The sequence below is a fragment of the Psychrobacter sp. ANT206 genome, assembly GCF_056880555.1.
The window spans coordinates 517,514-543,713 of record NZ_CP096271.1; the positions used below are offsets into that span (position 1 = coordinate 517,514).

Genomic DNA, 26,200 nt, shown 5'->3' on the forward strand with positions numbered 1-26,200 from the left:
GGCACTGATGTTCGATATAAAGATGCTATTAGATGAACCAGATAAGCGTAAAGAAATGGTCGAAGCAGTTGCAGCTGTTGAAGCTATGGTTCAGCTACAAGACCCTTGGACATCTCAAGCAATAGGTGACCTGCTCGAACAGGATAGTATCAGTCTGATGGTTGTTACTGATAATTCTGCAAATGAATTGATTGGCTACTGCCTATACCAATTATTGTTTGAGCAAGCAGAGATTTTACGCATTGGCACTCATCCTGAATATCAGCGTCAAGGCATAGCCTCACGAGTTTTTATTAGACTAGATGAGGCGTTAAAGACCAATCAAGTAGAGAGTCTTTTATTAGAAGTGCGGGCAGACAATACTGCTGCGATCGCGCTATATGAGCAGCAAGGATTTACTGTGATTCATACACGTAAAAACTACTATCAAGCAGCGCATCAACCGGCAGTCGACGCGCTAATCATGCAGCGTATTTATAATTAATCTTAAAAAATATTAGCAGCTTTTATTGTTTGAGATTTAAAACAATAACAAATATAAAATGCGGTGTGGTATCGAGGCTTCCTTATTAAGATAAAGGCAGTGTCTTTTTACACACATCAATGTCGAGTTTATAATCACTATCAGCCTTCATATGCTCAAGAATATCAATGCGTTCGGTCAACATCTCTATCATCAAACTGATGGTCGTTTGTTGTTTTCTGATTTGAATCAGTTTTTGCTGGGTAATGTTCAGCTGTAAGTCAATATCAAGCTGCCCATCATAATAATCATTGAGGCTGTCTTTGATTTCAGTCAGGGTAAAGCCAATTGCTTGCGCGCTTTTAATTAATTCGATACGTTCAACACATTCTGGATGAAACTCAGTATATAGCCGCGAACCTGCCTGACGCTTACGCGATTTTAGCAGCCCCAATTGATCATAGTGACGAATCGTATCTTTGGTGGTGTTGGCTTTGGTTGCCAGCTTACCTATTAATAAAAAAGAGGTATCAGGTGCCATAATGTACTCATGATCGTGATAGGTAAGTTACTGATTTATGAAAATATTGCCGATTAAACGTAACAGTAATAATCATACGTACTCAATCGAGTCGCGCTATTTTAACTATCGATTAGCCAGATCAACTTTAGATTTTAAAATAAAGTAATAAACTAGAGGTTTAATTGCCAAGGTTGCAAACTCCCTAACAGCGGTACCGCTAGAGGCTTATGCGAGTTTTTGTGCCAATTATCTGAACTATTAGATATTAATATATCTAGTTGAGTCAAAAACTCAGTACGTGACAAGGTGATAGCACCTAAACTCATGAGATGATCGTTAGGTAGTTGACAGTCGACAAGATTAACATTGCTGTGCTCACATAAGCGCATCAAGCCCCAAAATGCTAGCTTTGATGCATTAGAAGCGATATGGAACATCGATTCACCAAAATAAATACCGCCTATTTTTAAGCCATATAAACCACCAACGAGCGCGCCTTTATCATCCCAAACTTCAATACTATGCGCGAAGCCTTGAGCATGTAGCTCAGTATAAGCTTCAATCATCTCATCATGAATCCAAGTATGTTCGCCAACAGGCTGACTTTCATTAAGATCGTTATTAACGCCATTACTACGCGGTAAACTACAAGCGTGTATGACTTCATCAAAAGCTTGATTCAGTGTCAACTGCCAACGACTACGGTTTGCTAGCTTACGTAGCGATTTACTGGGCTGATAGTCTGTCGGCTGCATCACACATCTGGGTTCAGGGCACCACCAAGCAATTGGCTCATCGTCATTAAACCAAGGAAATAGACCCTGTGCGTAAGCAGAAATCAGCGTCTCAGGAGCTAAATCTCCCCCGATAGCCACAATACCCATACCTTCAGGATCTACTATCGCTGGCTCTGGAAAGTCATAACGCCCAAGACTTTTGATATGTTGAACAAAAGCCTCAGGCGTTGTATGACCATCGTTAACAAAATCGCTCATTTACGCTTCTTTGTCAGCTGTCAACGTTGAAGCATAAGTATGATCTTGAGCGACCGTTTCGCCTATTGCATCTAGGTACTTTTCAGCATCAAGTGCTGCCATACAGCCCGTACCAGCAGAGGTGATCGCTTGACGATAGACGTGATCTGCGACGTCACCTGCGGCAAAGACACCTTCGATACTGGTTTGGGTAGCGTTACCATTGAGACCGCTGTTGACGATCAGATAACCGTCTTTCATCTCTAGCTGACCTTTAAATAAGTCAGTATTCGGCTTATGACCAATGGCAACAAACATACCAAACACGTCCAGTTGCTTGGTGCTGCCATCAATCATAGATTCAATGACCACGCCATTAACGCCCATATCATCACCAACCACTTCTTTTACGCTGTGGTTCCACTCGATTTTGACATTACCATTTTTGGCTTTTTCAAATAGTTTATCTTGTAGGATTTTTTCTGAGCGTAAGCTATCACGGCGATGGACTAAAGTGACTTCAGCGGCGATATTTGATAAATACAGCGCTTCTTCAACGGCCGTGTTACCACCACCGATAACTGCCACTTTTTGGTCTTTATAAAAGAAGCCATCACAAGTTGCACAAGCAGAAACGCCAAGACCACGGAATTTGGTTTCTGACTCTAGACCTAGATACTGTGCTGATGCGCCGGTTGAGATAATAAGAGCATCACAGGTGTAATTGGCGTTATTACCAGTCAGCTCAAAAGGACGCACATTTAAATTCACAGCATTGACATGATCATAAACCAGTTCAGTACCAAAGCGTTCGGCATGGGCTTTCATACGCTCCATCAATGCAGGACCAGTCAAATCATGTGCATCACCCGGCCAGTTATCGACTTCGGTCGTCGTCGTGAGCTGTCCGCCGACTTCCATACCGGTGACCATAACAGGCTTTAGGTTGGCGCGTGCTGCATACACAGCGGCAGAATAACCAGCAGGACCTGAACCTAAAATAATGAGTTTTTCGTGGCGTGGAGCAGTATTATCAGTTGCCATAAGATTTCCTTGCTAGAGCAATAAAAGTGAAAGGGTTCAACGTTAAAATAATAAGTAGATATTATAAGTATTATAAAAGATAAGCGTAAAAATGACGACGTATCTGGTTATTATGGTTGCTATGTGATAATAACATAAGGGCTAAGAGCAAAAAGTGCAAGTTTGCTAAAACAAATATGGGTATCATTAGAACTAAAGTATCTGCAGCTTGAAATTTTAGTACCAAAAATTAGCCCATATTCAAATATAGTCAGTGAAAAGTGATATATAAACATCACGTACTGCTGGTATTAATTTGTCTTGCTTGCTGTGCCTACGCAGACAGAGGCTATAAAAAATTTATACCAGCAGTAACGTAGAGTTCTTAATATATTTTGGTTAGATTCTAATGCAAAAAGAACAGGCATCATTTTTCACTAGCTGCATTTTTGGCTAAATCACTACTGGATTGATTTTCTTATGCGCTTTATTGATAACACGGTCGCCACGGCAGCTATGTATTTGTTATTATAAGAAGTTGTATGCCGCGCACAAAACAAAAACAGCAATGCGGTCAATATTTTGCCGTAGTATTTTAGATACAGTTTTTTTGTTATTACGCCACATCAGTCGTAACCTATTACAGCAGTTTCTATCAAGAATTTATGTCAGCATGATTAAGCTTAATCATGGTTTGACGACTATTAAGTATTCATGACGAGTATTAACAACAAGGCAGATCTTACGTGATATCAGCACCAATTATTGATTACTTAAAAAAGGGCATATTTACCCTACTGGGATTACTCCTCGCGGTTTATTTGTTCGTGATTTTGATGACTTATACCGGTAATGATCCTAGCTGGTCGCACATCAGTAGTGATATGACGACCATTAATAATATGGGCGGCGAGATGGGCGCATGGCTCTCAGATTTGCTGTATAGCTTCTTTGGTTTTGGTGCGTGGTGGTTACTGGCGTTTCTGGTTTATGAATCAGTACTGATTTGGTGGGACAATAAACCGACGTTTTGGTTATTACGCTTGGTTGCTTACGTGTTCTTGATACTGAGCAGTAGTGCATTATTTGCCCAGTTGGTTGCATTGGTACAGCAGGTGGCAGATCCAATATCATCAGGGCTCAAAGGAGTTGCGGGCGGTATTATTGGTCTTGAGCTACAAGCGCGATTAGCACAACTGTTATCACAGTGGGGCAGTGTGACGTTTTTGGCAGTGTTTGTCGCTATTACGACCACCTTTGCCTTTAATATTCATTGGTTAAGTATTTACGAAAAAATTAAAACTTTGTCTTGGTTTGGGTCAGGTGTCAAAAACCTTGATAGCAGCCTTGACGCTAGTCAAATAACACAAGAAGACAATGCAACTAATGCTGCCGATAAACAAGGTCGTGATACAGCAGTAAGTGAGACTGATACTCCGGAATATGAGCAATTGCCTCTTGAGTTGCAAGTGGATGAACAGGCTGAAAATAAACAGCAAGACAATAGAAGTGGTCGTTTTAATAGCGCATTGACAGACTTTTTATCGTCTTCAGGATTGGGTGCCAGTGTAAAAGCTTCTATGGCAGCTGCTGCGCAAGTTGCCAGTGAAAGTGCCAAACGAGAAGAGCATTTGCAAACTGCAGCCGCTACGACGACTAGCAATAGTGCTTTTAATCTAAATAAAACATCAGTACCTGCTACCAATGCTACGCCAATGTCTATCAGAAAGGTTGAGCCAAGTTTTGCATGGAACGATGCAAATACCGTCGCTGATTTATTAGCAAACCAGATAGAAAATGAGCAAGATACGATACCTTATGATGTCGCAAATGCTCCATATTCAGAGGCATCAGCTGCTGCTTCTGTTGACAGCTTAAATACTGACATTTCTTCTGCTAGCCCAGTTCTTGATATCACTCAAGAGGAGACTCAGCAACAAGCAGCACATTCGTTAAATGATTACGCACCGAACATGTCAACTACCCAGCCAGATACTCCTGAATCAGCGCCTAGTGTCGATAGCTTAGTTGATGCATGGTTGGCAGAACATGAGGCAGTGCCGGAAGCGACTGATTTTAGCCATGAACAAGAATTATCTGCCGTAGAGACATTAACAGAAACTGCGCCTATTCAGCAGCAAACTACTATCTCACCAAACGACACTACTGACGACATTCCTAATAATGCTGCAAATGACTTGTTGAACGATTTGGAGTCTTTTGCTGATGCTGATGTAGAGAATACATCAGAAATAATAGATATGACACCGACCAATACCCCGCCTGCAAATCCAAAAGCACCACCAATAGCAGAGAGTACGGCTACCATATCAAGTATCGAGTCAGCCACAGTAACCAAACCAACTATGAGTTTTGCAGTCCCAGAAGGTGATAGTAGCAATCATATTACGGATATGATGCCAGAAGACGACAATGTTTATGATAGCACTGACGAGATTGATGCTCCCGTTATGCCTCATATTAGTGATGATATTGCATTCAGTCAAAAATCACGCTCAATGCAAACGGCTGCCTATCGTAGTAGTCTGTCGCCGATTCCAGAGATGTCGATCTTAGATAAGCCAGACCCCAATCGTCAGCCAAGCTATACGCTTGCTGAGCTTGAGCAGTTATCAGAGCTATTGGAAATCAAATTACAAGAGTTCAATGTCAAAGCAAACGTTGTCAATGCGATTCCAGGACCTGTCGTCACTCGCTTTGAAGTAGACCTAGCGCCTGGGATAAAAGCCAGTAAAGTCACAGGGATTTCACGCGATTTGGCACGCTCATTATCAATGGCATCTTTACGTGTGGTCGAGGTCATTCCTGGCAAGCCATACATTGGCATCGAAGTACCCAATAAACAGCGCGAAATGGTACGTTTGATTGAGTTATTGGATACCGAAAAATTTAAAGATCCTAAAGCGCAAATCAGTATGGCGATGGGTAAAGATATTGGCGGTAAAGCTATTATTACTGATCTTGCACGAGCGCCGCATATGTTGGTCGCTGGTACGACGGGTTCTGGTAAATCAGTCTTGGTCAACGCGATGTTACTATCGATGCTGCTAAAATATACGCCGAACGAGCTGCGAATGATTCTTATCGATCCTAAGCAGCTTGAACTTGCCAACTATAATGATATTCCGCATTTGCTGACCCCAGTCGTTACCGATATGACTGAGGCGGCAAGTGCCTTGTCATGGTGCGTCGCAGAGATGGAACGTCGTTATCAGCTTATGAGCTTGCTAAAGGTGCGTAAACTAAATGAGTTTAACAAAAAAGTGATCGCTGCTGAAAAATCAGGCAATCCAATGCTTGACCCATTATGGCGACCCAATGACAGCGTAAGTATTAGCCAAGCACCAAAGCTAAAAACCTTACCGATGATTGTCATCGTTGCCGACGAGTTTGCCGATATGATTATGCAGGTCGGTAAGCAGGCAGAAGAGTTAATTACACGCTTGGCGCAAAAATCGCGGGCAGCAGGGATTCATTTAATCCTTGCGACTCAGCGTCCTTCAGTTGATGTGATTACTGGTTTGATTAAAGCCAATATTCCGGTACGAGCAGCGTTACGAGTCAACTCAAAAGTCGATTCACGGACTATTTTGGATAGTGGTGGCGCAGAAGATATGCTTGGTAATGGTGATATGCTGTTCTTAGGGCCTGGGCAAATTGAACCTGATCGTGTCCATGGCGCTTATGTCAGCGATGAAGAAGTCAATAGCGTCTGTGATGCATGGCGTGAGCGCGGTGCGCCTGATTATATCGACAATATGGCAGGCAATTTTGAATTGTCTAGTCCTAGCGGTGGCTCTAGTGCTGCCAATGCTTCTGGCGAAGACGATGATCTTTATAATGAAGCCGTTGGTTTTATTATGGAGACTCGTAAAGTTTCCGCTTCTAGTATTCAGCGTAAATTTAGCATTGGCTATAACCGCGCCGCACGTATTGTTGACTCGATGGAAGAGGCTGGACTGGTCAGCTCAATGGGTAAGAGTGGTAAACGTGAGCTACTAATGTAAAGCTTATGTTTGACTGGATGGTAAAAAGACGATTTACGAAAGTAACTCGTCTTTTTTATTGAAGATATTAAGGAATTTTATGTAGTAAAAGGTTTTAGGAGTATTATTTTCAGGCTATCAATTGCCCCTATCAAATAAGATTCTAAATACCGTAAATGACTAATGAGTTTGTTTATTCATTATAAACAGTAAGGTTTTATACTAAACTGGATGCTGTCTATAAATCGGATACATATTAATCTTTTCAAAATTTTAATTTGATTATTCTCCAAGGAAGGTCGGTTATGTTTAAAGAATATACCCAATACGATGCATTAGCACTCACGGCATTGGTCAATGCTGGTGAAGTCAGTACCAAAGAGTTACTGGATGCAGCAGTCTATCAAGCCAATCAGCTCAATCCTAAATTGAATGCTATCATTCATCGTTTTGACGAGCGCGCTTATGCTGCAGCGCAGGCGGGACTGCCAGCTGGTGTATTTAACGGCGTCCCTTATTTGTTAAAAGATTTGTCATTTAGCTTCACTGATGAGCCGATTACGATGGGCAGTCGTAGTGTCAATATCATCTCAAAAAGCGATAGCGAAATCGTCAAGCGTATGAAAGCTACGGGTGTGAACACTTTTGGTAAGACCAATACCCCAGAATTTGGCTTGATTATCACCACTGAGCCAAAAGCGCATGGCGTGACACATAATCCTTTTAAAAAAGGCTATAGCTCTGGGGGCTCATCGGGTGGTAGTGCGGCGGCAGTGGCAAGCGGTATCGTACCGATGGCAGGCGCGGGTGATGGTGGCGGCTCGATACGCTTTCCTGCCGCGTGGTGTGGTACGTTTGGACTCAAACCCAGTCGTGGACGTAACCCAATGGGTCCCTTATTTGGTGAAGGCTGGGAAGGAGCAGTAGCCGATCATGTAATTACACGTAGCGTGCGTGATAGTGCCGCGATGCTTGATGCGACTAGTGGTGCTGAGATTGGGGCGCCTTATGTCATAGCACCGCCTAAAGGTACTTTCTTAGAAGCGGCAATGCGCGCGCCACGACAACTGACCATCGCCTTGCATCAACAGCCGTTGGTTGCTAATACTGTGGTCGATAAAGAAGTACTAGTCGTATTAGAGCAGACCGCTAAGCAGCTAGAAGCCATGGGTCACCGCGTAATACCGGCTGAACCTAATATTAATATTGAACAATTCTGGCATAATTTTTTAGTCGTTGTTTGCGTGCATACTGCGTTTACTATTGATAATATTGAGCGTTGCTATGGTGCGCAGCATATACAAAATCTTGAACCGCAAACGTATAACATGGCGATGTTAGGACGTTCACTATCTGCTGTTGATTTGGCGCACGCCAAGCATGGCTGGCATGATAGCCAATATCAAACCGGTCTTCTGCTAGAGACCTACGATATGATTTTGTGCCCAACCGTTCCAACACCAGCAGTAAAACATGGCGTATTACCACCAAGTCGCATGGACGAAATGCTGATGCGCAGCGCTGGTTTGCTAAATAAAGGCATGGATATGGGCAAATACGCTTTTAGCTCAGGCATGATTGAAAAGTTAAGCTCGCCAGTGCTTGGGAAGATGGGTTTTACCTTATTGGGTAATATTACAGGCTTGCCAGCCATGTCGTTGCCTGTCGGTATGAGTAAAAAAGGTCTGCCGATCGGTATGCAATTGATTGGGCGTATGAATGATGAGACGACGTTATTGAGTGTAGCAGGCGAAATGGAGCGTGCAGGTTTATTTACTAAACTTGCTTTTGAAAAGTAGTGTGGTATACCCGCATATATCTGACGCTTTGATTGAGAGCCTTTAATCAAAGCGATAGATATCCATACCTAAGCTATGATGCGCCATACTTTGATGCACGACTGAGACACGTTGACCGGCACCTAAGGCAAAAAATAGCGGCAGTAAATGCTCATCACTTGGGTGAATGTCCTTATAATCAGGATATTGCTGCCAGTCTAAGGCGCTTGGGATATCAGTTTTGAGCTGTTGTAGCAGCCAAACTTTAAAATCTTTTGCGGTTTGATCAATACTGTCTGCTTGCCAGCGTAGCGCTTGCAAATTGTGGGTGATATTCCCTGAACCGATAATCAAAATTTGCTCATCACGCAGCCGTGCCAGTTGCGCGCCCAATTGATAGCAGGCGATACTGTCATAATACTGTGGCAAGGATACTTGTACGATAGGAATATCAGCCTGTGGATACAGGTGTAAAAGTGGCGCCCATACCCCATGGTCACTGACACGTAAGGTATTGACCCTACAAACAATACCACGGGCACTCAGTTGCTGCGCCAAGGTCTCAGCAAGTGCTGGATGACCAGCAGCAGGATATTGCAGCTCATATAGCTCTGGAGTAAAACCTGAAAAATCATGCCACGTTTTTGGCTCAGGATTGCTGCTGATCTCAAGTTTCGCTGACTGCCAATGCGCGGACATAATGACGATGGCACGAGGTTTAGGTAAGTTTTGTCCTATACGAGCTAGCGCGCTCGTCGTAGCAGATTGCTCGATAGCCAGCGTCGGTGCACCATGCGATATAAACAGCGCCGGTAACTTAGGGCGCTTTGCCGCGCTCGATATGATAGGCGTATCTGTCCAAGCCGCCGCCGCTGTAATTGGCGTCGATAAGAGTGGGCTATGCAAATCGTCGCGATTATCATCGCGTTGCGGATTGATACTTTGGGCATTGGGTGTTGCAGGTTTAGGATGTCTCATGTGGCATTTATTAGGGCGCGCGTCCATTTTTCAATCTGTTGTGTCACTGTGATTGATGATGTTTTCCTACTGGATAGTTTTCTATTGCTACTTTAATTACCACGGTGATAAGGATGGTTATGATTGATACTCATCGCGCGATATAGCTGCTCCATGAGGACAACGCGCACTAAAGGATGCGGTAGCGTAAGCGCTGATAACGACCATTTTACATCAGCTTTCGCTAACACTTCGGGCGATACCCCGTCAGCACCACCGATGACCAAGGCAATATCATCGCCTTGCTGCATACCATCAGACAATTTATCTGCCAAATTTTCGGTCGAAAGCATCTTACCCTTGACATCAAGTACCCACAATTGCTCACGTCCTGCTGCAGCATGAGCGGCTAAGATCGCCTGACCTTCTTGCTCACGGTATTGAGCTAAATTGGCATCTGATGGATTCTTAGCACGTTTTGCCGCCGCAATTTCAACGACTTCGGTAGTGAGCATAGGCTGAATACGCTTATGATATTCATCGAAACCAGTTTGTACCCACTTGGGCATTTTATTACCTACGGTCAAAATTCTTACTTTCATAACAGCTGCCATTTTAAGAAGTGGTTAAATAGTGATAACAAAAAGTTGTTAATATGAAGATAAAGTAACAAACAAATCTTTATTATAGTGAACTTTTGTGCTTCAATAACTTTGACAAACAGTTGTTCTTCATCTTTTCTCTTACTTTGTCTTTGATAATCGATTACTGATAGTCAAAGACAGTCAGAAGTAATAATGCTCTCTAAGAAGTTTGACTGTGATGTCCTTATGATAAAGCACGATATAGATTTTAAATATTTTTTTAAGCGAAAGGAAGCGTTCATGAATCGTACTATCTCAACTTTACTTACTCTAGGTGCTGGTGCACTATTCTCAACTTCCGTCTTTGCTGCCTCATTAAATGGCACGCAGTGGCAAACTATTGATGATAAAACAGGCGAAAAGAAAGCTGTTGTTCAACTCTCTGAAAACGGTGGTAAAGTCTCAGGGAAAATCATCAAAGTACTCAATAGAGAGAAGGCTGATGAAGTCTGTACCAAATGCCCCGGCAGCTTAAAGAATAAGCCTGTTGAAGGTTTACAGATATTAACAGGCTTGAAAGCTGACGGTAGTAACCAATGGAGTGATGGTAAGCTTATCGATCCTGAGTCAGGAAAAACCTATTCTGGCAAGCTGACGCTAAGCGATAATGGGCAAAGCTTACAACTACGCGGTTATGTTGGCTCACCTGTTTTTGGTCGTTCACAAACGTGGCAGCGTATTAAATAATGCTATAGCGGTGTCAATAATCACCAAAATAGATAACAAGGACAGTCAATGCATATTGGCTGTCCTTTTTTATTAATCATACTACATAAGCGGAGCAATCGTCTCTGATACCGTATCATCTGCTTCTTGGTTATTGCTATAAGAAGGACTGGGCTTTGGAATAATAGTCAGTTTGGCATCCGACTCAAAAACAACGGCTTCAACCTCATCAAAATTATGAATACCCTCAGAGCGCATGGCACACTCAATTTCTTGGCGGGTCAAACGCTCATCACGCATGGCATCGGGCAAAAACTGTCCTTGGTAAAAGACAATGCGTGGCTCAGACAAAATAAAGCTGCTAAATTGCGGCGAAACAGAGGCGTATTTGGTGACTAAAAATTGTAATAAATACAGTGAAAGAATAGCCGCCATACCTTCGATAATCGGAATGTCTTTGAGTAAAATCGTACTGGCACTTAATGACCCAATCATCACTGTGACAATCCAGTCAAAATTATTTAGCTGAGAGGTTGAGCGTTTGCCTGAAATTTTAGTAAACGTAACAATCAAAACATAGACCACGACCGTGGTCAGAATAATACGTCCCAGCTTATCAACATTGTCAAAAAAAATCATTTCCATGGTCTTATCTCCTATTCATCAAAGTTCATCAGCGTAAATACAGCGTAACGGAATTTAGAGATGAATAGGGCAAAAACTTTGTAGTTGCTTGTTTATAACGTTCAATTGCTGAAAGTAAGCAATTAAGCGCCCTTGCGATTGGGATCAAGCAAGCGGTTAATTGCCCAAATGCTGATACGTGCACTCACCAAACTCAGCACCAATATCATGATCAATGCAGAAATTAGCGGTAAAGGCTGCTGCATGCTCATCTCAAGCAGCACTTCACGGCTGATGGAATCGAATAGAAATACCCATATCCCCAAAAAGTAAACCATAGTGAGTAGCCAAACCACGATCACGCCGCCAAACATTAAGCGGTTGATCTCGTCTCTATCTAGTGCACGCTGTTGGTGCTTGATAAACTTATGCACGGCAATATAAGCGCCCAAGACAATAGACAGCACAGTGACCAATTGCGCATTGAGAGCAAGCTTGGTTTGAATCATCATAAATACAGCGCTGGCAAGCATATAGCCAACGGCAAAAAACCCAATATAGAGCATCAATTTGGGTTGAGTGGCAGTTGTATTTAAGTGTGATCCTTTACGTCCTGATGGGGTGATAGGTTTGCTAAGTGACGCGGGCTTACGTGACATAAAATGTCCTTTATAAAGTAAATAATCTGGCGTAAAAAATTAATGCTGCGCTGTCCAATCTAGCATGGCGTCCAGTACCGTTCTTGCTGTATAAGTATTTAGCGCTTGCTCATTATTGATCAGTCCCACTACCACATAATCCTGTCCTGATAAGCCTTTGACATAGCCTGCCATCGAAGTGACATTGTTTAAAGTACCTGTTTTTATCCAAGCTCGACCAATGGCGTTTGATTTTGGTAAACGCTCGCTATGTGTCAAAATGGTGCCACTGACGCCAGCAATACCTAACGAGTTTACATAAGCATAAAAGCTTGGGTGAGCGTAAGCATAAGTCAGCAGCTCGCTTAAATTAGCAGCGCTGATGGTACAATCACGGCATAACCCTGAACCATTGGTCAGATGTGGCGGCGGTGTACTTAGATGCGTTTGCCACCATTCGTTGATGGTTTGTAAGGCAGCAGGGTAGCTCGTTGTCGCAGGCTTACCAAATTGATATAAGCTGTGCTGACTATTAATGGCTTTATCGACGTTTTTATTAATGGTTGGATTAACGGTTTCATCTTTGGGTTTATGATAAGCGCCTATTGATAGCGCTACTTGCTCAGTCATCACATTATTAGAGAAATGATTGATATCATAGATTTGCTGCGTTAAGTTTAAAGAAGGATAACTAACAATTGGTAAAGGCGACATTGGTAGAGCTGCCAAACCGCGCGCTGATATGGATTTCTTATTCTTATATGGTGTTTCTTGAGCGACAACGTTGCCCGTTAGCGTATTATCCAGTGCTTGCCATTTGGCTTTGATCACGCGAGCCGCAAAATCTTTGGCATCAGGATAAGCGACATAAAAAGCATGGTCGCCGCAGTTATCGGGTAGAGAGGTATCAAAGGTCAGCTGAGTTGCTTGCCACTGCGGCGCTAAACTATAACGTGCTTGACCACAGGCAGAGGGGCGTATATTTATCTTACGTGGCAACTTATAATCTGCCAGCTGCGGCATATAAGTCAGCTGTGCTTGGGCATTATCTAATGGATAGCTTTGGATACCAATAGTACTGAAATTTACCAAAAAACCATCGGGACTGGCGTTATAAGGACGCAAAGGCGCGTTATCAAATGCCGCAGGATCTTTACTGACGTGGTTAAAAATGCCGCTATCTACAATGATATCGCCATCAATATGACGGATGCCTGCTGCTTTCACTTTATAGAGTAATTGCTGTAAGCGCTCATGGGTCATTTTTGGGTCGCCACTGCCTTGAATTATCAAATCACCAAGCAATGTATCACCAATGATAATACCAGTATGATAAACGCGCGTATGCCAGACAAAGTCAGCGCCCAAGATATCTAAGGCAATAAAGCTGGGAACGAGTTTCATCGTGCTGGCGGGCGTACGCGCAATATCAGGCTGATGATTGAGTAATGGTGAAAACGATATTTTTATTGAGGTCTCACTGTCAGCTTTTTTATTGTCGCTGTTATTATTATCTGCGCCATTAGCACTGATATTGTCGTTATGACTGGAAGAATAATTAGCAGTGTTTAACACGTTTTCTGGCAGTAATGACGGAGTACTCATCAAGCTTTGATGGGTATAAGGATCATCGGTATAAGCGTGTAATTGTCTGTCGTGCTGTCTGATGGTTTGCTTTTCGATGGTTACTAACGCGCTTTGGTAATTGGCTAGCGGCTTAGGGCTCTGCTTGTTTTGCACCAGTTTTTGCTTGCTGTTATTGGCATCAGTATTTATCTCGTCTGAGCTTGCAGGCTGCAATTGATTGACCGCCTTTTTACTGTCGATAACCTGAATGGCAGAGGGCAAGCGACTGGCGTTTTTATCACCCACTGGCGTAATGACAATACTGATGTCTGCTGAGCTTAAATGGGCTCGCGCTAATGCCGTTTCAATCTCTTGCGGTAAGGCAGCGTGCAGCTGTAATGGCGCTAAAGTAGGAGCAACAACTAAGGCCAATAAAGATAGACGTTGACCGATATTTTTCGGCGTTTGCAAATATTGGCTAATGGCTGTTGTGCGTATAGAAGAGTTATGAGTTCTAAGTAGAGTTGGTTTTACTAAGGAGCGCATGAGCAGCCTATCATCAGGTGGCAAAAACAGGCTATGGTAACATGAGTTGCTGTTTTCGCGTAGCTGTAGCATGTAGTTGTAAGCGTGCTTTTATTTTAATCTTTTATCTTAAAGCCTTGTCTAAATAATGCATTTTAGCCATCATATTAGCGCACATGCAAAAATGCCATTGCCGTCATGATGGCGTCATTATAAGCATCGTGGGTGCCAAGCTCAGGAATATTATAATGCGCCAAGATACTATTCAAATGCTGTGCTTGGCTAGGAAGCCCTTGGCTACGACCCATCATACGCCGGCTATAAAGGGGGCGGATATCGATAATCTCATTGGGCAAATGAGTACCCATATAATGCTTTACTAAAGGGTTTAAGAACCCGACGTCTATTTGCGGACAAAACCCCACAAGTGGCCGATTGCCAATAAAGGGCAATAGTAACCCCAGCATCTCATCATAGCTCATCGCATGCTCAACATCGGCGGTGCGCAGTCCATGAATGACAATGGTATCGCCCTCAGGCATGACAGGTGGTCTGCAAAGCAGATGCAGCCCATTTCCCGTATCAATCTTGTCGCCATTGATATGAATGGCAGCTACCGATAATAGATGATGCCTCTTTGGATTGAGTCCGGTCATCTCACAGTCAATCGCAACCCACTGCTCATCGACAGGTGCCGTAAACATTGATGCCAGTTCAGGTCGCTGTAATTGGTTTTTTTGCCAAGCATTAGACAGCTGTTTTAGCCAGTTCATAGTCATCTATCTCCAATGCTAACCGGTTTACCTTAACCAAATTCAAGCTGATAATGTCGGCTTAACTGGTCTTTAAAGCTTTTTACTACCGCCAAACACTCTTTTAATAAATCACGCTCAAGGGCCGACAAGGTCGTTGGATTGACTTCTTTTGCATGCTTATTGTCTGTCAATAAAGCAACCGATAGGCGCTGCGCCATAAAGAACTCTAATGCCTCAAGTAAGGTATCGGCACGCTCTTGGGTTAAGGCCCGAGCTTGAACCAAAGCTTTCAGACGACCTTTGCTGCTAGCATCGGTAAAGAGATCGTTTTCTAACGCCAAGGTACGGATACCATGTACCAATGGAAAGATACCCGCTTTTTTGAGGTCAATAGTATAAGCGCTTGGTTTACCACCTAATAACGGTACTAGCTTTTGCCACCATTGATTGACATCGCCGAACTGCAGCGCTGCTCGTGCAAATTGGCGCACGAACATCAAGTCTGACTGCCTATGGGCCGTCTTTAGGTGTTCACGAACCTGCGTCAATAGCGTTTCATCACCGCAGACATATTCACCATCAAATATAGCGGATAAATAAATACTGTGCATCGGGTCAGTGTTTTTAAACCATAGACTAATCTGCGCTTTAAACGCTTTTAATGGTTGCCGCCACATGGGATTATTCATCATAATATTGCCGTCGCATAGCGGATAGCCAAGTTCTGCTAAGTGCTGGTTAAAGGTATCGGCAAATTGTGCCAGCTTAGGGTGGTCATAACCATCACGCATGATGAGCGCATTGTCTTGATCGGTACGCATGATTTGCTCGCCGCGACCCTCTGAGCCCATGACGATAACACAGGTATTCTCCATTACTTCATCAGGAACGATGAGTTGCCAAAGTTTGGTAAATACTTGCGCGTTAAGGGTTTGTACCATGCGGCTGACGTTGCCCATTTTGATACCGTTTTGATGCTGAGCACGTATATATCGCCCAATGAGTTCAACTGCGGTCGCCAAACTTGGCAAATCTGTGGCTTGGTTAATTTGAATACTAATCAGCTGAGAATGATGACCAATATGAGCAAGCATATCGCCTTGTGCAAGCACACCGATGACTTTACCATTGGTATCTATCACTGGTAACCTGTGAATGCGATAGCGAGTCATGGTCAGTAACGCATCACCAATCTCATTATCAGCGTTAATGGTTCGCAGATTAAAACTTGCATAGTTTTGACAAGGCGTTGTAACAGTGTTTTGTTGGTCGCTGACGGCGCGGCAGATATCATTATCGCTGAGGATACCCAAGGTACGATCGGAGCTATTTTTATCTTGTAAATGTCCTGGTGGGCGTATCAAAACATGCTTCAATCCAGCCTCAGTCATGGTACGTGCTGCTTGATATAGACTATCGTCTGCGTCAACGATATGGACTGGTAGTAAAGTAATATCAATCACCGGCTGTAGCATGATTTGCTGTACTTCCTGAGGGTCGTCATAGCTGGCAGCGTCAAGTTTTTTTCCACCATGCCTCAGCTGTAAAGCTTTTAAACGCTCAGGCAGATTTTCTGATAATAATTGGCGTACGAAATGGTTTTGGGCACCGATTTTATCAATGGTTACCCCATTTACTTGCAGCAATAAAGTATCTTCGACAGCGCGAAACTGATAAGCAGCCGGCTGCGAATCAATGTTTTTATCTTCTTGCAGCCCATCTTCTATGAGCGACTTTGGTGAGCGTCTGCTATCAAACCAATCATTACTATTAAGATGGGCAGTATGGTTGTTGCCCAAATAAGAGGCGACAAAATCACCATCTAACAGCTGCTCGACATGACCTTTAAGCACCACATAGAAGTACTGCAAATCATCCGCTGGTAACATCTCATCTTTGGCAAGATAACGCACTTGGGTATTTTTTTTGATACTTTGGCGTTCAGCGGCACTTAATACATCAAATGGTGGCTGGGTAAAATCAAGATGGGGCATGGCATCATCCTTGATGGCATAAGCAATAAGAGGGATGTAAGTATGATAAATACAGTCAGGGAAAAGTAATATCGATACATCAAGTGCTGCTGATATTAATTTTTCTTGCTTGCTGTGCCTGCGCAGACAGAGGCTGCAAAAAATTTATATCAGCAGCACTGTAGCGTTTTTGAGATATTTTGACTATATATCATCAAATGGCGGTGCTGTATGATTCGGCTATAAGACTTACTATAGCATTCTTTAACAGAAAACCGCCAATAACCATAATATTATTGTGGTTATTGGCGGTTTGTTAAGCTTAATGCGTTTTAAATAGCGATTTTAAGCACCGAGTAATTGACGAATGCGCTTGATTGCCTCGCGACTTTCCTCGACGCTTGCCACCAAAGCAATACGCACATAGCCTTGCCCCGGATTTTCACCATTGACCTCGCGTGATAGGTAACGTCCGGCAAGCGCGTGAATATTGGCATTCTCATAGAGTGCTTTGACAAATAATTCATCATCACCACCGAATTGCTCAGGCGCTTTTATCCAAAAGTAAAATCCTGCCTCAGGCATACGTAAATCCAGTAATTCTCCAAGCTCCGACATCCAGAGTGCAAACTTTTCTTGATACAGCGCTCGATTGTGTGCCACATGCTTCTCATCTTCCCAAGCGGCGATCGACGCCAGCTGATGAGGTATCGGCATCGCGCAGCCTTGATAAGTGCGGTATTGCAGATAAGAATCTAAAATAGTGGCATCACCAGCTACAAAGCCTGAGCGCAAACCGGGTAGGTTTGAGCGCTTCGATAAAGAGTGAAACACCAGACAATTTTTGAAATCGTGTCGACCAAGGGCAGCGCAGGCTTGCAGCAAGCCTATTGGCGCTTTATCAAAATACAGCTCGCTATAACACTCGTCGCTGGCAATGATAAAGCCATATTGGTCTGATAGGCGCAACACTTGCTCCCAGTCATCCATCGTCATCACTGAACCGGCTGGGTTGTTTGGGCTACAGACAAATAAGAGCTGTGTACGCGTCCAGACGTCTTTTGGCACACTACGAAAATCACCCTTAAAGCTATTGTCTGAGGTGCAAGGGATAAAATAAGGCGTTGCTTGCGCTAATATCGCCGCCCCTTCATATATCTGATAAAAGGGATTGGGCATAACTACTATAGGCGTAGGCGATTGGTTGAGCGTTGCCGTCTGACTAACACTCTCTGTCTCGTGATTAATCACTGCCTGCACGATACTAAATATTGCCTCACGTGTGCCCATTACTGGCAATACTTGCGTATTAGGGTTGAGGTGATTTAAGAAAAAGCGCTTCTCAAGCCAATGAGCAATGGTTTGACGCAGCTCAAACAGTCCATTTGTGGTCGGATAATGGCTTATTTTGTCCAAGTTTTCGCGTAGTACGTCCAGCACAAAGGCTGGCGGCGCGTGTTTTGGCTCACCAATACCCAGTTTGATTTCATCATAGCTATGGGCTGGAGTACTATCAGCCAGTAAAGTGGCCATCTTAGCGAAGGGATAAGGGTGTAGGGACGTCAAGTTGTGATTCATAGGCAGGCTAACTATAATAGACAGTTAATAATAAAGTTATAAAGAAAAATTACATTTAAGCAGTGTAGCACTTCTCTTATTTTTTGTCTTTTTCTTCTTATGTTTCCTTATAGTGCTTTGTAATGGCTTGGCTAGAGGGTATTTAAGCATTGTTATTTTAACTATATGGCTGTGTAAATAGGTAATGATGTGACTATATCGTAACGCGTTATTATAAAAGCGATGTGATGTCTGTATTACTAAGTAAAGATAAATGCTGGCTTTTCTGACAGCGTATTTTAGGAATAATTTGATATGTCTAGTATGTTAAAAACGGACAGTCTCGATGCTAAGGATATCAATGAAAAATACTTTGATAATCATGAAAGCCTTGACGTTTATAAGCAGTTAAAGCAGCGTGAACAGTCTTGGTGGAAATCACGCCAGCAGTTGACACTGTTACGAGAACGTCAAATGTTTTGGTTTGGCGATAACAGTTTTATGATGTGGCTGCTCTGGCAATTGGTCAGCTATATAGTCGTTGCCATGGTACTCATGCTGCTTAGCAAGTTGCTAGATATATCGTTACCTCTGTGGCAATACATCGCTTTATTTGTCATACAAACCTTAATTTTTATTGTGATGCTGAGTTTTAAAGACAGACTTGCTAGGCAGTTGCAATATAAGATCAATCAAGCCGATTTGTCGCGTGAAGAGACGCTTAATGAGATGGCTATCTTGGCCTCTGATAGCTTGTATCGCGATGTCCACGCCAAAGCACCTATTACTTTGAAGCAAATCTACCGATATTATAATGCAGAATTTCGTTTGGCCAGCTTGCACCGCCTCCTACAAAAGGAGGTCGATGCGGGACGCTTGATGTATGGCGACCAAAAGGTGGAAGCCGATATACTGCCTCTAGAGCTTGCCGATGATGCGCTGAAGGAATATGCACGTGGCATCATCTACAAAAGCTTGATATAGAAAATAAGCTAGACTCTATCATTACGGACACTAAGACTGTCTATCAGTGCCGTTTTTAACGTCTTAAGTTTATCAGCGCTCAGTGCTTGATCATTTTGATCGCTGATATAAAACATATCTTCTGCACGCTCGCCAAGCGTAGTAATACGCGCGGCATGTACCTCAATCTGCTGCTGCAAAAATACTTGTCCAACACGGGCAAGTAGACCTGGCTGATCAAGGGTCTCTAAGCTCATGATGTGCTGACTTGAGGCATCATTGAATTCAAAATTGATCGTCGTTGCTACATCGAAATGTTTAAGCTGGCGTGGAATCCGTTTGTGCGTCAGTTTGGGCGCAGTCGGATTTTTAAAGGCATCAATCAATCGTTGCTTAAGCTCTTGCTGGCTATCGCTATCGACCAGTAAAGTACCGCTACGGTCGAGTAGTACATAAGAGTCTAAGGCAAAATCACGGGTCGCTGTGATAATACGGGCATCCAATACATCAAGATTCATCTGATCGAATACGGCCATAGTAACCGCAAACAAATTGACCTGATCTTGGGTATAAACAAAAACCTGTACTGCATCAAGCGCCAGCTCTCGATGCTCACGTAGAACGACTAATGGCGGACTATCAGCATTTGACGCTCGACCTATAGGCGGATGATTCAAAATCGCTTCAGTATGCCATAAGATATCTTCTGCAATTTCACGCAAAAAATACTCATCGCCCAAATCATCCCACAATCTCAACACCTCATCGCGATTCATATGCTGATTGTCGACGTTATCTAGCATTATCAGTGCTTGCTTGCGTGTGGCACTAATCATATCTTGACGATTGGTTGGGGCATCAATATCCGCCCGCAAAATACGGCGCGTTTGCGAATATAGCTGCTTCATAAGTGTCGCACGCCAGCTGTTCCAAAGTTGTGGATTAGTGGCGTTCATATCAGCGACGGTTAAGACATACAGATGGTTTAGATGGGTGACGTTACCCACCAAATCTGCAAATAGTGTCACAACCTCTGGGTCTGAGATATCTTTTTTCTGAGCTGTCATTGACATTAGCAGATGATAACGGGTCAACCAGCCAACCAGATTGGCGTCTGCAGTACTCATACCATGAGCCAAACAAAACTCAATCGACTCAATTTCGCCAAGTTGACTATGGTTGCCGCCACGACCTTTGGCAATATCATGAAACATCGCCGCTAATACCAAAATCTCTTTGCGCTCGATGCGCTGAAAGATGGAGCTCACGAGCGGAAAATCTTCATAAAAATGCGGATCCGTAAAACGGTGCAGAATACGAATCAAAAATAAGGTATGGGCATCAACTGTATACCGATGGAATAAGTCATACTGCATCAAACCAGTAACTTGAGCAAAGGCGGGGATATAGTTGCCAAGCACGCCATAGCGATTCATGGTACGCAGGCGATGAAAGAGATAATTTTGCTCTTTTAGATTGGCTAAAAACAAGGTTTGGTGCGTAGGATTGTCGCGATAAGCCTGATCAATACCACGCGCTGCAATTTTTAGCGCGCGCAAAGTATGGGTACGGACATTCTTGATGCCATACTGACCCATAAGTAAAAACATCTCTAAAATCGACTCGGGATGCTGCGCAAATACTCTGTGATGCGCCATTGCGATTTGGTCGCCGACTTGGTTAAAGCGGGCATTGATAGGCTGTTTTTTTGGGCGTTCTTCATCAGGCAACTGTGCCTCGATGATGGTTTCGTAATAGTGATTGGTTAGCATTTCAGACAATGTTGATATTTGCATCGCACAGCGGTAATAATCGCGCATAAAGCGCTCTACCGCAGCATTTGGTTGATCATCTGTCTGGGTATCATAGCCCATCAGTTGAGCAATCTCACGCTGATAATCGAATAACAGCTTGTTTTCATTGCGACCAGTCAGTTCGTGCAGGTAGTGCCGTATCTGCCATAAATAGTTTTCTGAAAAGCTTAATTCATCGAATTCCTTTTCAGTCAAAAAGTTCTGTTGTACCAGATCATAGAGCTTACTGACCCGAAAATAGCGTTTGGTCACCCAGCCAATAATATGGATATCGCGCAGACCACCAGGGGCGGTTTTTATATTGGGCTCAAGATTATATTCTGTGGCATTGTGCTGTAAATAACGTGCTTTTGCCTCATCGATTTTTACATCATAAAACGAGCGCGGGGACCATTGATTGTTTACTATTTGGTGCGGGACATTTTGCAAGGCGTCGTTGCCTATTAATAGGCGAGCCTCTAATAATGCACTGGCAATAGTATGGTCAAGCGCCGCCTCCAAGCAGTCACTGACGCTGCGTACTGATAACGCAGGCTCAAGTCCAATGTCCCATAAGAGTGCCACCAAGTTATCAATTTTACTACTGGTATCAGCGTCAATATCATGTGGCATCAGTAGCAAAATATCGATATCTGAATGTAGCGATAACTCACCGCGACCATAGCCACCAGTTGCAAACAGTGCCAAATCCGTCTTATCAAGCCCAAAGCATTTAAATAATTCGATCAATAAATCATCAATCACGCAAGCACGCGCGCTAACCAGTTGCCGGATATTGACGCCACGTTCGAGTGCGCGGCTGATATCATCATTTATTTGAAGCAACCATTCAGGAATACCAAATAGCGATTTTTCTACCACGCTCGTGTCTGTTGATAAAGAGGCAGTTGTTATATTGTCTGCTGAAAATAAAGGCATCGGTGTCAAATCAATAGCGGTGACATCACAATTAAACATGAGATTTATCCAGTTAAAAGTTTGAAGTCTAGTTCAGTAAATAAGGATCGCTAAAAATAAAAAGCGATCAATAAGATAGAGAAAGTATAAAGATAAAAAACCATCAAGAATAGTGGGGGACAACCATTAATAATAGACGAAAAAAAAGACCGCCTAAGCGATCTTTTATTGTATTACTGAGTCAAAAAACTCAAATCTTCTTCAGGGCGCGTGGTAAATACTTCACAGCCATTGTCCGTTACGACCATGGTATGCTCCCACTGGGCGGATAGCTTGCGATCTTTGGTAATCGCCGTCCATTCATCCGGTAAAATCTTAGTCTGCCATTTGCCTTCGTTAATCATAGGCTCGATGGTAAAAGTCATGCCGGTTTTTAGCTCAAAGCCCGTACCTTTTTGTCCATAGTGCATGACTTGCGGCTCATGGTGGAACTCATTACTGATACCGTGACCACAGAACTCACGCACGATACTAAAACGCTCAGGCTCGACCACTGCTTGGATAGCCGCACCAACGTCGCCCAAACGCGCGCCGTTTTTGACCACGCTCATGCCAGCATATAGGGCGTCTTGTGCTACTTTGCAGATACGCTGCGCCATGATAGAGCCATTGCCGACGATCCACATTTTTGAGGTATCACCATAATAGCCATCTTTAATCACGGTCACATCGATATTGATGATGTCGCCGTCTTTTAGCAATTTATTTTCGGATGGAATACCGTGACAAACCACATGGTTAATCGAGGTGCAGATAGATTTTGGAAAACCATTGTAGTTAAGCGGTGCAGGAATAGCTTGTTGAACATTAACGATATAATCATGGGCAATTTGGTTCAGTGCTTCAGTACTGATGCCCACTCTGACGTGCTCATCAAGCATCACAAGGACATCGCTGGCAAGCTTACCAGCCACGCGCATTTTTTCTATGGCTTCAGGAGATTGAATAAGAGATTTTTTAGTCATCATCGTCGTACTTATAGTTATAGAATTTAGGTTATCAATTATAGCATAAACGCACAAGTTGCTGCTTGAATGCAAGTTATTGAATATTTCAATCGTATTGATATTAAATGACTTTATATACGCTAATGTGACTATATAGTCACTAGGATAGAGCTGCTAATGTCAAAAAAAAGTTGAATGTTACGGAATATATAAGTATTGTAATTTTGTTCGCTAAATGATTTAGCAGACCTCTTTATAGCTTTGTGCAGGATGCAAGAGATAAGGCAATATAAAGATAGAATCACGTTTACAATAACAAGGATGTTGTTATGACTCTAAAACCTTCTCTGCGCGCTGTGCTAACGCCGAGCGCATTTTTACCGTCATTAGGTGCCATTGTCACCGGTGCGCTTTTGATGACTATGCAAGCTACCTCTGCTCAGGCAGCTGGACAGTATTATAACTGCGCCAATGCTGACGGCTGCCAGCTCGTAAGTAGTCAATATTTCACCTCAGATTATACCAAAACCAAATACCCAGTAGTACTCGCACATGGTATGGCAGGGTTTACTAAGATGTTCGGCTTGGTTGATTATTTTTATGGTATTCCTGAAACACTCATGAGCGGTGGCAGTCAAGTATATACCACAAAAACATCCTCTTTTAACAATAGCGAAATTCGTGGCGAGCAACTTTTACAGAAAATAAAAACCATCAGTGCCATTTCAGGCAGCCCAAAAGTGAACTTATTGGGTCATAGCCAAGGTGGTATTGATATTCGTTATGTCGCTGGCGTGGCACCAGAATATGTTGCTTCTGTCACTGCGATTGGCAGTCCAGAGCAAGGATCAAAAACGGCGGATGCTGTTATGCGAACGCTTTCTGAGGATAGCTTGGCTACCCAAGCGGTATCTGTGTTCTTTCAGCTATTCGGTGGCGTTACGGATGTCGGTTCAGGTACGAGCCCGACAGAACTCAATAAACAAGAAGCTTGGAATACAGCTGTCGCGTTATCAACTGATGGTGCTGCCAAGTTTAATGCTAAATTTCCTGCGGCGATGCCGACCAGCTATTGTGGACAGCCTACTGGCACTGAAGCCAATGGTATCAAGTACTACTCATTTAGTGGTGTTGGGCAAATAACCAATGGTCTTGATCCTAGTGATTATATGCTCGCGCTGACAGGAACAAGTTTTGACAATGATCCAAATGATGGCTTGGTATCTGCGTGCTCAAGCCGACTGGGTTATGTGATTCGAGATGATTATCGTATGAATCACTTAGATTCAGCCAACCAGCTTTTGGGTTTGACCGCATGGGGGCAGCCTGACCCAAAAACCTTGTATCGTGATCAAGTCAATCGCTTGAAAAAAGCTAATTTATAACGTTCATAGACGAGTTAGCAGATTCACAGCTTTTATGATTCATAGCTTTTATAGAAAAAGGGTCAATACTAAAATGACCCTTTTTCTTTATCCATTTTTATTTATCATAAATCTCTACATAAACCGATTGATTAAATAAGATATTGTCGTTATGTCAAATAATCGCCGTTCACCCTTATTGTCCATTATTATTGCTGTGATAGTCGTTCTAATAGTAGCGATTATTTGGTGGTTTAAGCCTGTTAACAATAGCAACGCTTTTTCTCAAGCGGATGCTATAACACTAGACAATCAAGCTAACGCTAATACAGTAGATCAAGCGAGCTCTGATAGCAATATGAGCCAAAAATCGAATCAAAACATAATTAAATTTACCACAGGACTTGAGAGTCTACCGCGTTCCTTACAAGGGACAGATGTCGATGGTGAGATTATTATTGATGAAAACAAGCAACTGGTCATCACAGAAGGCTTAAGGCGTTTGTTTGATTATTTTTTATCAGCGCTTGGTGAAGAAGAGGAATCAGCTATTTACGCTCGCGTAGAGAGTTATATTCGCAGTCATACGCCAGAGCCAGCCGCCAGTCAAGCGGTGGTTATATTTGATCAATATGTGGCTTATCTCAAGGCCATACCTGAGATTGAGAAAAAATACGGTACGCTGCAATTGCAAGCGACCCAAAGTGGCGAGCTGGATTTAAGTGTCGTCGCTCAGCAGAAACAAGATGTCGCTAGATTGCGCCAACAGCATTTTGATAAAGACACCATTATCGCTTTCTTTGGGACAGAAGATGAGTATGACGACTATAGTATGGAGATGGTCAGAATCAGTCAGAATTCTCAGCTGTCTGAGGCGCAAAAAGATGCCGCAAAACAAGATTACATCAGTCGTATGCCAGACAATGCAACCAAAACCAATATCGCCCAGCAAGCCAATCTAAACGAGCTGATGACACGTACAGAGCAAATGCAAGCAAAAGGTGCCACACCTGAAGCGCTGTATAATATGCGTCGTGAGCTGGTCGGTGCACCAGCGGCAGCACGTTTAGCGCAAGTAGATCAAGCAGACGCTAGCTTCGATAAGCGTTTCAAGCAGTACCAAGCACAAAAACAGCAGCTTCTAAAACAAAGCGTCAATCAATCACAAACGCAATCACAAGCTCAAATCAATCAGATTGAAAGGCAATTGTTTAGCGACTCTGAACGCAAGCGTTTAACAGGCTATGCCGCCCTACAGCAGCAGAAAGCTACCGATACAAATTAACCAAAAGACAGGCTATAGATATGAATCCAAAGGTAAGTAAAAACCGTAAATATCGCTTGATAAGCTTTTAGCCAGTAAAGCAATTCTTAAGAATAAGACAAAAGATTGTTTGTTAGCAGTTAATAACTGGCTTAACAAGGCATATTAGCAAAAATACCGTAAAATGGTACAAATATAGCGTTAATTGGTACTCAATC

General features: G+C 43.1%; 20 protein-coding genes. 7 read left to right on the plus strand and 13 right to left on the minus strand.

Features of this window, described 5'->3' with window-relative positions:
• The first annotated feature begins 7 nt into the window (after positions 1-7).
• Positions 8-484 carry a ribosomal protein S18-alanine N-acetyltransferase gene (gene rimI, locus M0221_RS02180; protein ID WP_483284227.1) on the plus strand — a complete coding sequence of 159 codons (477 nt, stop codon included), beginning with the start codon at positions 8-10 and terminating at the stop codon, positions 482-484.
• An 85-nt stretch (positions 485-569) separates the two neighbouring features.
• On the opposite strand, the gene M0221_RS02185 is transcribed toward rimI, so the two are convergent.
• From M0221_RS02185 to trxB, 3 genes are all read right to left on the minus strand, one after another.
• Positions 570-1,004 (minus strand): MerR family transcriptional regulator, encoded by a 435-nt coding sequence (locus M0221_RS02185; protein ID WP_011512795.1) that lies wholly within the window; start codon positions 1,002-1,004, stop codon positions 570-572.
• A gap of 152 nt (positions 1,005-1,156) precedes the next feature.
• On the minus strand, positions 1,157-1,981 hold the full coding sequence (gene aat / locus M0221_RS02190) for a leucyl/phenylalanyl-tRNA--protein transferase (protein WP_011512796.1): 825 nt from the start codon (positions 1,979-1,981) through the stop codon (positions 1,157-1,159).
• Positions 1,982-3,004, minus strand: coding sequence for a thioredoxin-disulfide reductase (gene trxB / locus M0221_RS02195; protein WP_483284228.1), 1,023 nt, complete (start codon positions 3,002-3,004; stop codon positions 1,982-1,984). It lies immediately after the preceding gene.
• Positions 3,005-3,729: 725 nt separating this feature from the next.
• On the opposite strand from trxB, the gene M0221_RS02200 reads away from it, so the two are divergent.
• Together M0221_RS02200 and M0221_RS02205 are read left to right on the plus strand one after the other, a co-directional pair.
• Entirely contained in the window at positions 3,730-7,011 is a 3,282-nt protein-coding gene (locus tag M0221_RS02200; protein WP_483284229.1) for a DNA translocase FtsK, read from the plus strand.
• Positions 7,012-7,295: 284 nt separating this feature from the next.
• Complete coding sequence (locus tag M0221_RS02205) at positions 7,296-8,789, plus strand: amidase (protein ID WP_483284230.1); 1,494 nt, start codon at positions 7,296-7,298, stop codon at positions 8,787-8,789.
• 42 nt (positions 8,790-8,831) lie between these two features.
• Here the strand turns inward: M0221_RS02205 and M0221_RS02210 are convergent, their stop codons facing one another.
• Both M0221_RS02210 and rlmH read right to left on the minus strand, forming a co-directional pair.
• Positions 8,832-9,746 (minus strand): DODA-type extradiol aromatic ring-opening family dioxygenase, encoded by a 915-nt coding sequence (locus M0221_RS02210; RefSeq protein ID WP_483284231.1) that lies wholly within the window; start codon positions 9,744-9,746, stop codon positions 8,832-8,834.
• Between the two features lie 92 nt (positions 9,747-9,838).
• A complete protein-coding gene (rlmH, locus tag M0221_RS02215; protein WP_263240728.1) occupies positions 9,839-10,327 on the minus strand; it encodes a 23S rRNA (pseudouridine(1915)-N(3))-methyltransferase RlmH in 489 nt (162 codons plus the stop codon).
• A 282-nt stretch (positions 10,328-10,609) separates the two neighbouring features.
• On the opposite strand from rlmH, the gene M0221_RS02220 reads away from it, so the two are divergent.
• Positions 10,610-11,056 (plus strand): DUF2147 domain-containing protein, encoded by a 447-nt coding sequence (locus M0221_RS02220; protein ID WP_483284232.1) that lies wholly within the window; start codon positions 10,610-10,612, stop codon positions 11,054-11,056.
• A gap of 81 nt (positions 11,057-11,137) precedes the next feature.
• On the opposite strand, the gene M0221_RS02225 is transcribed toward M0221_RS02220, so the two are convergent.
• The 6 genes from M0221_RS02225 to dapC form a co-directional block, all read right to left on the minus strand.
• Complete coding sequence (locus M0221_RS02225) at positions 11,138-11,680, minus strand: DUF421 domain-containing protein (RefSeq protein WP_263240727.1); 543 nt, start codon at positions 11,678-11,680, stop codon at positions 11,138-11,140.
• Between the two features lie 122 nt (positions 11,681-11,802).
• Complete coding sequence (locus tag M0221_RS02230) at positions 11,803-12,318, minus strand: ABZJ_00895 family protein (RefSeq protein WP_440825216.1); 516 nt, start codon at positions 12,316-12,318, stop codon at positions 11,803-11,805.
• Between the two features lie 39 nt (positions 12,319-12,357).
• Positions 12,358-14,409: a D-alanyl-D-alanine carboxypeptidase/D-alanyl-D-alanine-endopeptidase gene (locus M0221_RS02235; RefSeq protein WP_483284233.1), complete on the minus strand. Its 2,052-nt coding sequence runs from the start codon at positions 14,407-14,409 to the stop codon at positions 12,358-12,360.
• Between the two features lie 146 nt (positions 14,410-14,555).
• On the minus strand, positions 14,556-15,167 hold the full coding sequence (locus tag M0221_RS02240; RefSeq protein WP_483284234.1) for a 3'-5' exonuclease: 612 nt from the start codon (positions 15,165-15,167) through the stop codon (positions 14,556-14,558).
• Between the two features lie 26 nt (positions 15,168-15,193).
• Positions 15,194-17,137, minus strand: coding sequence for a DUF294 nucleotidyltransferase-like domain-containing protein (locus M0221_RS02245; protein ID WP_483284235.1), 1,944 nt, complete (start codon positions 17,135-17,137; stop codon positions 15,194-15,196).
• A 324-nt stretch (positions 17,138-17,461) separates the two neighbouring features.
• Positions 17,462-18,694, minus strand: a complete 1,233-nt coding sequence (gene dapC / locus M0221_RS02250) for a succinyldiaminopimelate transaminase (RefSeq protein WP_483284236.1) — start codon at positions 18,692-18,694, stop codon at positions 17,462-17,464.
• A 294-nt stretch (positions 18,695-18,988) separates the two neighbouring features.
• Between dapC and M0221_RS02255 the strand changes: the two genes are divergently transcribed.
• Positions 18,989-19,657 (plus strand): hypothetical protein, encoded by a 669-nt coding sequence (locus M0221_RS02255; protein WP_483284237.1) that lies wholly within the window; start codon positions 18,989-18,991, stop codon positions 19,655-19,657.
• Between the two features lie 8 nt (positions 19,658-19,665).
• Here M0221_RS02255 and glnD read toward each other — a convergent pair whose 3' ends face one another.
• Both glnD and map read right to left on the minus strand, forming a co-directional pair.
• Positions 19,666-22,407: a [protein-PII] uridylyltransferase gene (glnD, locus tag M0221_RS02260; protein ID WP_149492864.1), complete on the minus strand. Its 2,742-nt coding sequence runs from the start codon at positions 22,405-22,407 to the stop codon at positions 19,666-19,668.
• 173 nt (positions 22,408-22,580) lie between these two features.
• A complete protein-coding gene (gene map / locus M0221_RS02265) occupies positions 22,581-23,372 on the minus strand; it encodes a type I methionyl aminopeptidase (protein WP_379607884.1) in 792 nt (263 codons plus the stop codon).
• Between the two features lie 311 nt (positions 23,373-23,683).
• Here map and M0221_RS02270 point away from each other — a divergent pair, with 311 nt between their 5' ends.
• Together M0221_RS02270 and M0221_RS02275 are read left to right on the plus strand one after the other, a co-directional pair.
• Positions 23,684-24,739, plus strand: coding sequence for a lipase family alpha/beta hydrolase (locus tag M0221_RS02270; protein ID WP_483284238.1), 1,056 nt, complete (start codon positions 23,684-23,686; stop codon positions 24,737-24,739).
• A 151-nt stretch (positions 24,740-24,890) separates the two neighbouring features.
• Complete coding sequence (locus M0221_RS02275; protein WP_483284239.1) at positions 24,891-26,003, plus strand: lipase secretion chaperone; 1,113 nt, start codon at positions 24,891-24,893, stop codon at positions 26,001-26,003.
• Positions 26,004-26,200: the final 197 nt, after the last annotated feature.

Bases quoted from the DNA above. Each gene is read 5' to 3' on its own strand.
- M0221_RS02230 (WP_440825216.1), bottom strand. From the start codon at position 12,318: ATGTCACGTAAGCCCGCGTCACTTAGCAAACCTATCACCCCATCAGGA.
- M0221_RS02245 (WP_483284235.1), bottom strand. From the start codon at position 17,137: ATGCCCCATCTTGATTTTACCCAGCCACCATTTGATGTATTAAGTGCC.
- M0221_RS02240 (WP_483284234.1), bottom strand. From the start codon at position 15,167: ATGACTATGAACTGGCTAAAACAGCTGTCTAATGCTTGGCAAAAAAAC.
- M0221_RS02185 (WP_011512795.1), bottom strand. From the start codon at position 1,004: ATGGCACCTGATACCTCTTTTTTATTAATAGGTAAGCTGGCAACCAAA.
- M0221_RS02205 (WP_483284230.1), top strand. From the start codon at position 7,296: ATGTTTAAAGAATATACCCAATACGATGCATTAGCACTCACGGCATTG.
- M0221_RS02220 (WP_483284232.1), top strand. From the start codon at position 10,610: ATGAATCGTACTATCTCAACTTTACTTACTCTAGGTGCTGGTGCACTA.
- M0221_RS02275 (WP_483284239.1), top strand. From the start codon at position 24,891: ATGTCAAATAATCGCCGTTCACCCTTATTGTCCATTATTATTGCTGTG.
- M0221_RS02255 (WP_483284237.1), top strand. From the start codon at position 18,989: ATGTCTAGTATGTTAAAAACGGACAGTCTCGATGCTAAGGATATCAAT.
- M0221_RS02210 (WP_483284231.1), bottom strand. From the start codon at position 9,746: ATGAGACATCCTAAACCTGCAACACCCAATGCCCAAAGTATCAATCCG.
- trxB (WP_483284228.1), bottom strand. From the start codon at position 3,004: ATGGCAACTGATAATACTGCTCCACGCCACGAAAAACTCATTATTTTA.
- M0221_RS02235 (WP_483284233.1), bottom strand. From the start codon at position 14,409: ATGCGCTCCTTAGTAAAACCAACTCTACTTAGAACTCATAACTCTTCT.
- aat (WP_011512796.1), bottom strand. From the start codon at position 1,981: ATGAGCGATTTTGTTAACGATGGTCATACAACGCCTGAGGCTTTTGTT.
- M0221_RS02225 (WP_263240727.1), bottom strand. From the start codon at position 11,680: ATGGAAATGATTTTTTTTGACAATGTTGATAAGCTGGGACGTATTATT.
- M0221_RS02270 (WP_483284238.1), top strand. From the start codon at position 23,684: ATGACTCTAAAACCTTCTCTGCGCGCTGTGCTAACGCCGAGCGCATTT.
- rlmH (WP_263240728.1), bottom strand. From the start codon at position 10,327: ATGAAAGTAAGAATTTTGACCGTAGGTAATAAAATGCCCAAGTGGGTA.
- dapC (WP_483284236.1), bottom strand. From the start codon at position 18,694: ATGAATCACAACTTGACGTCCCTACACCCTTATCCCTTCGCTAAGATG.
- rimI (WP_483284227.1), top strand. From the start codon at position 8: ATGTTCGATATAAAGATGCTATTAGATGAACCAGATAAGCGTAAAGAA.
- map (WP_379607884.1), bottom strand. From the start codon at position 23,372: ATGACTAAAAAATCTCTTATTCAATCTCCTGAAGCCATAGAAAAAATG.
- glnD (WP_149492864.1), bottom strand. From the start codon at position 22,407: ATGTTTAATTGTGATGTCACCGCTATTGATTTGACACCGATGCCTTTA.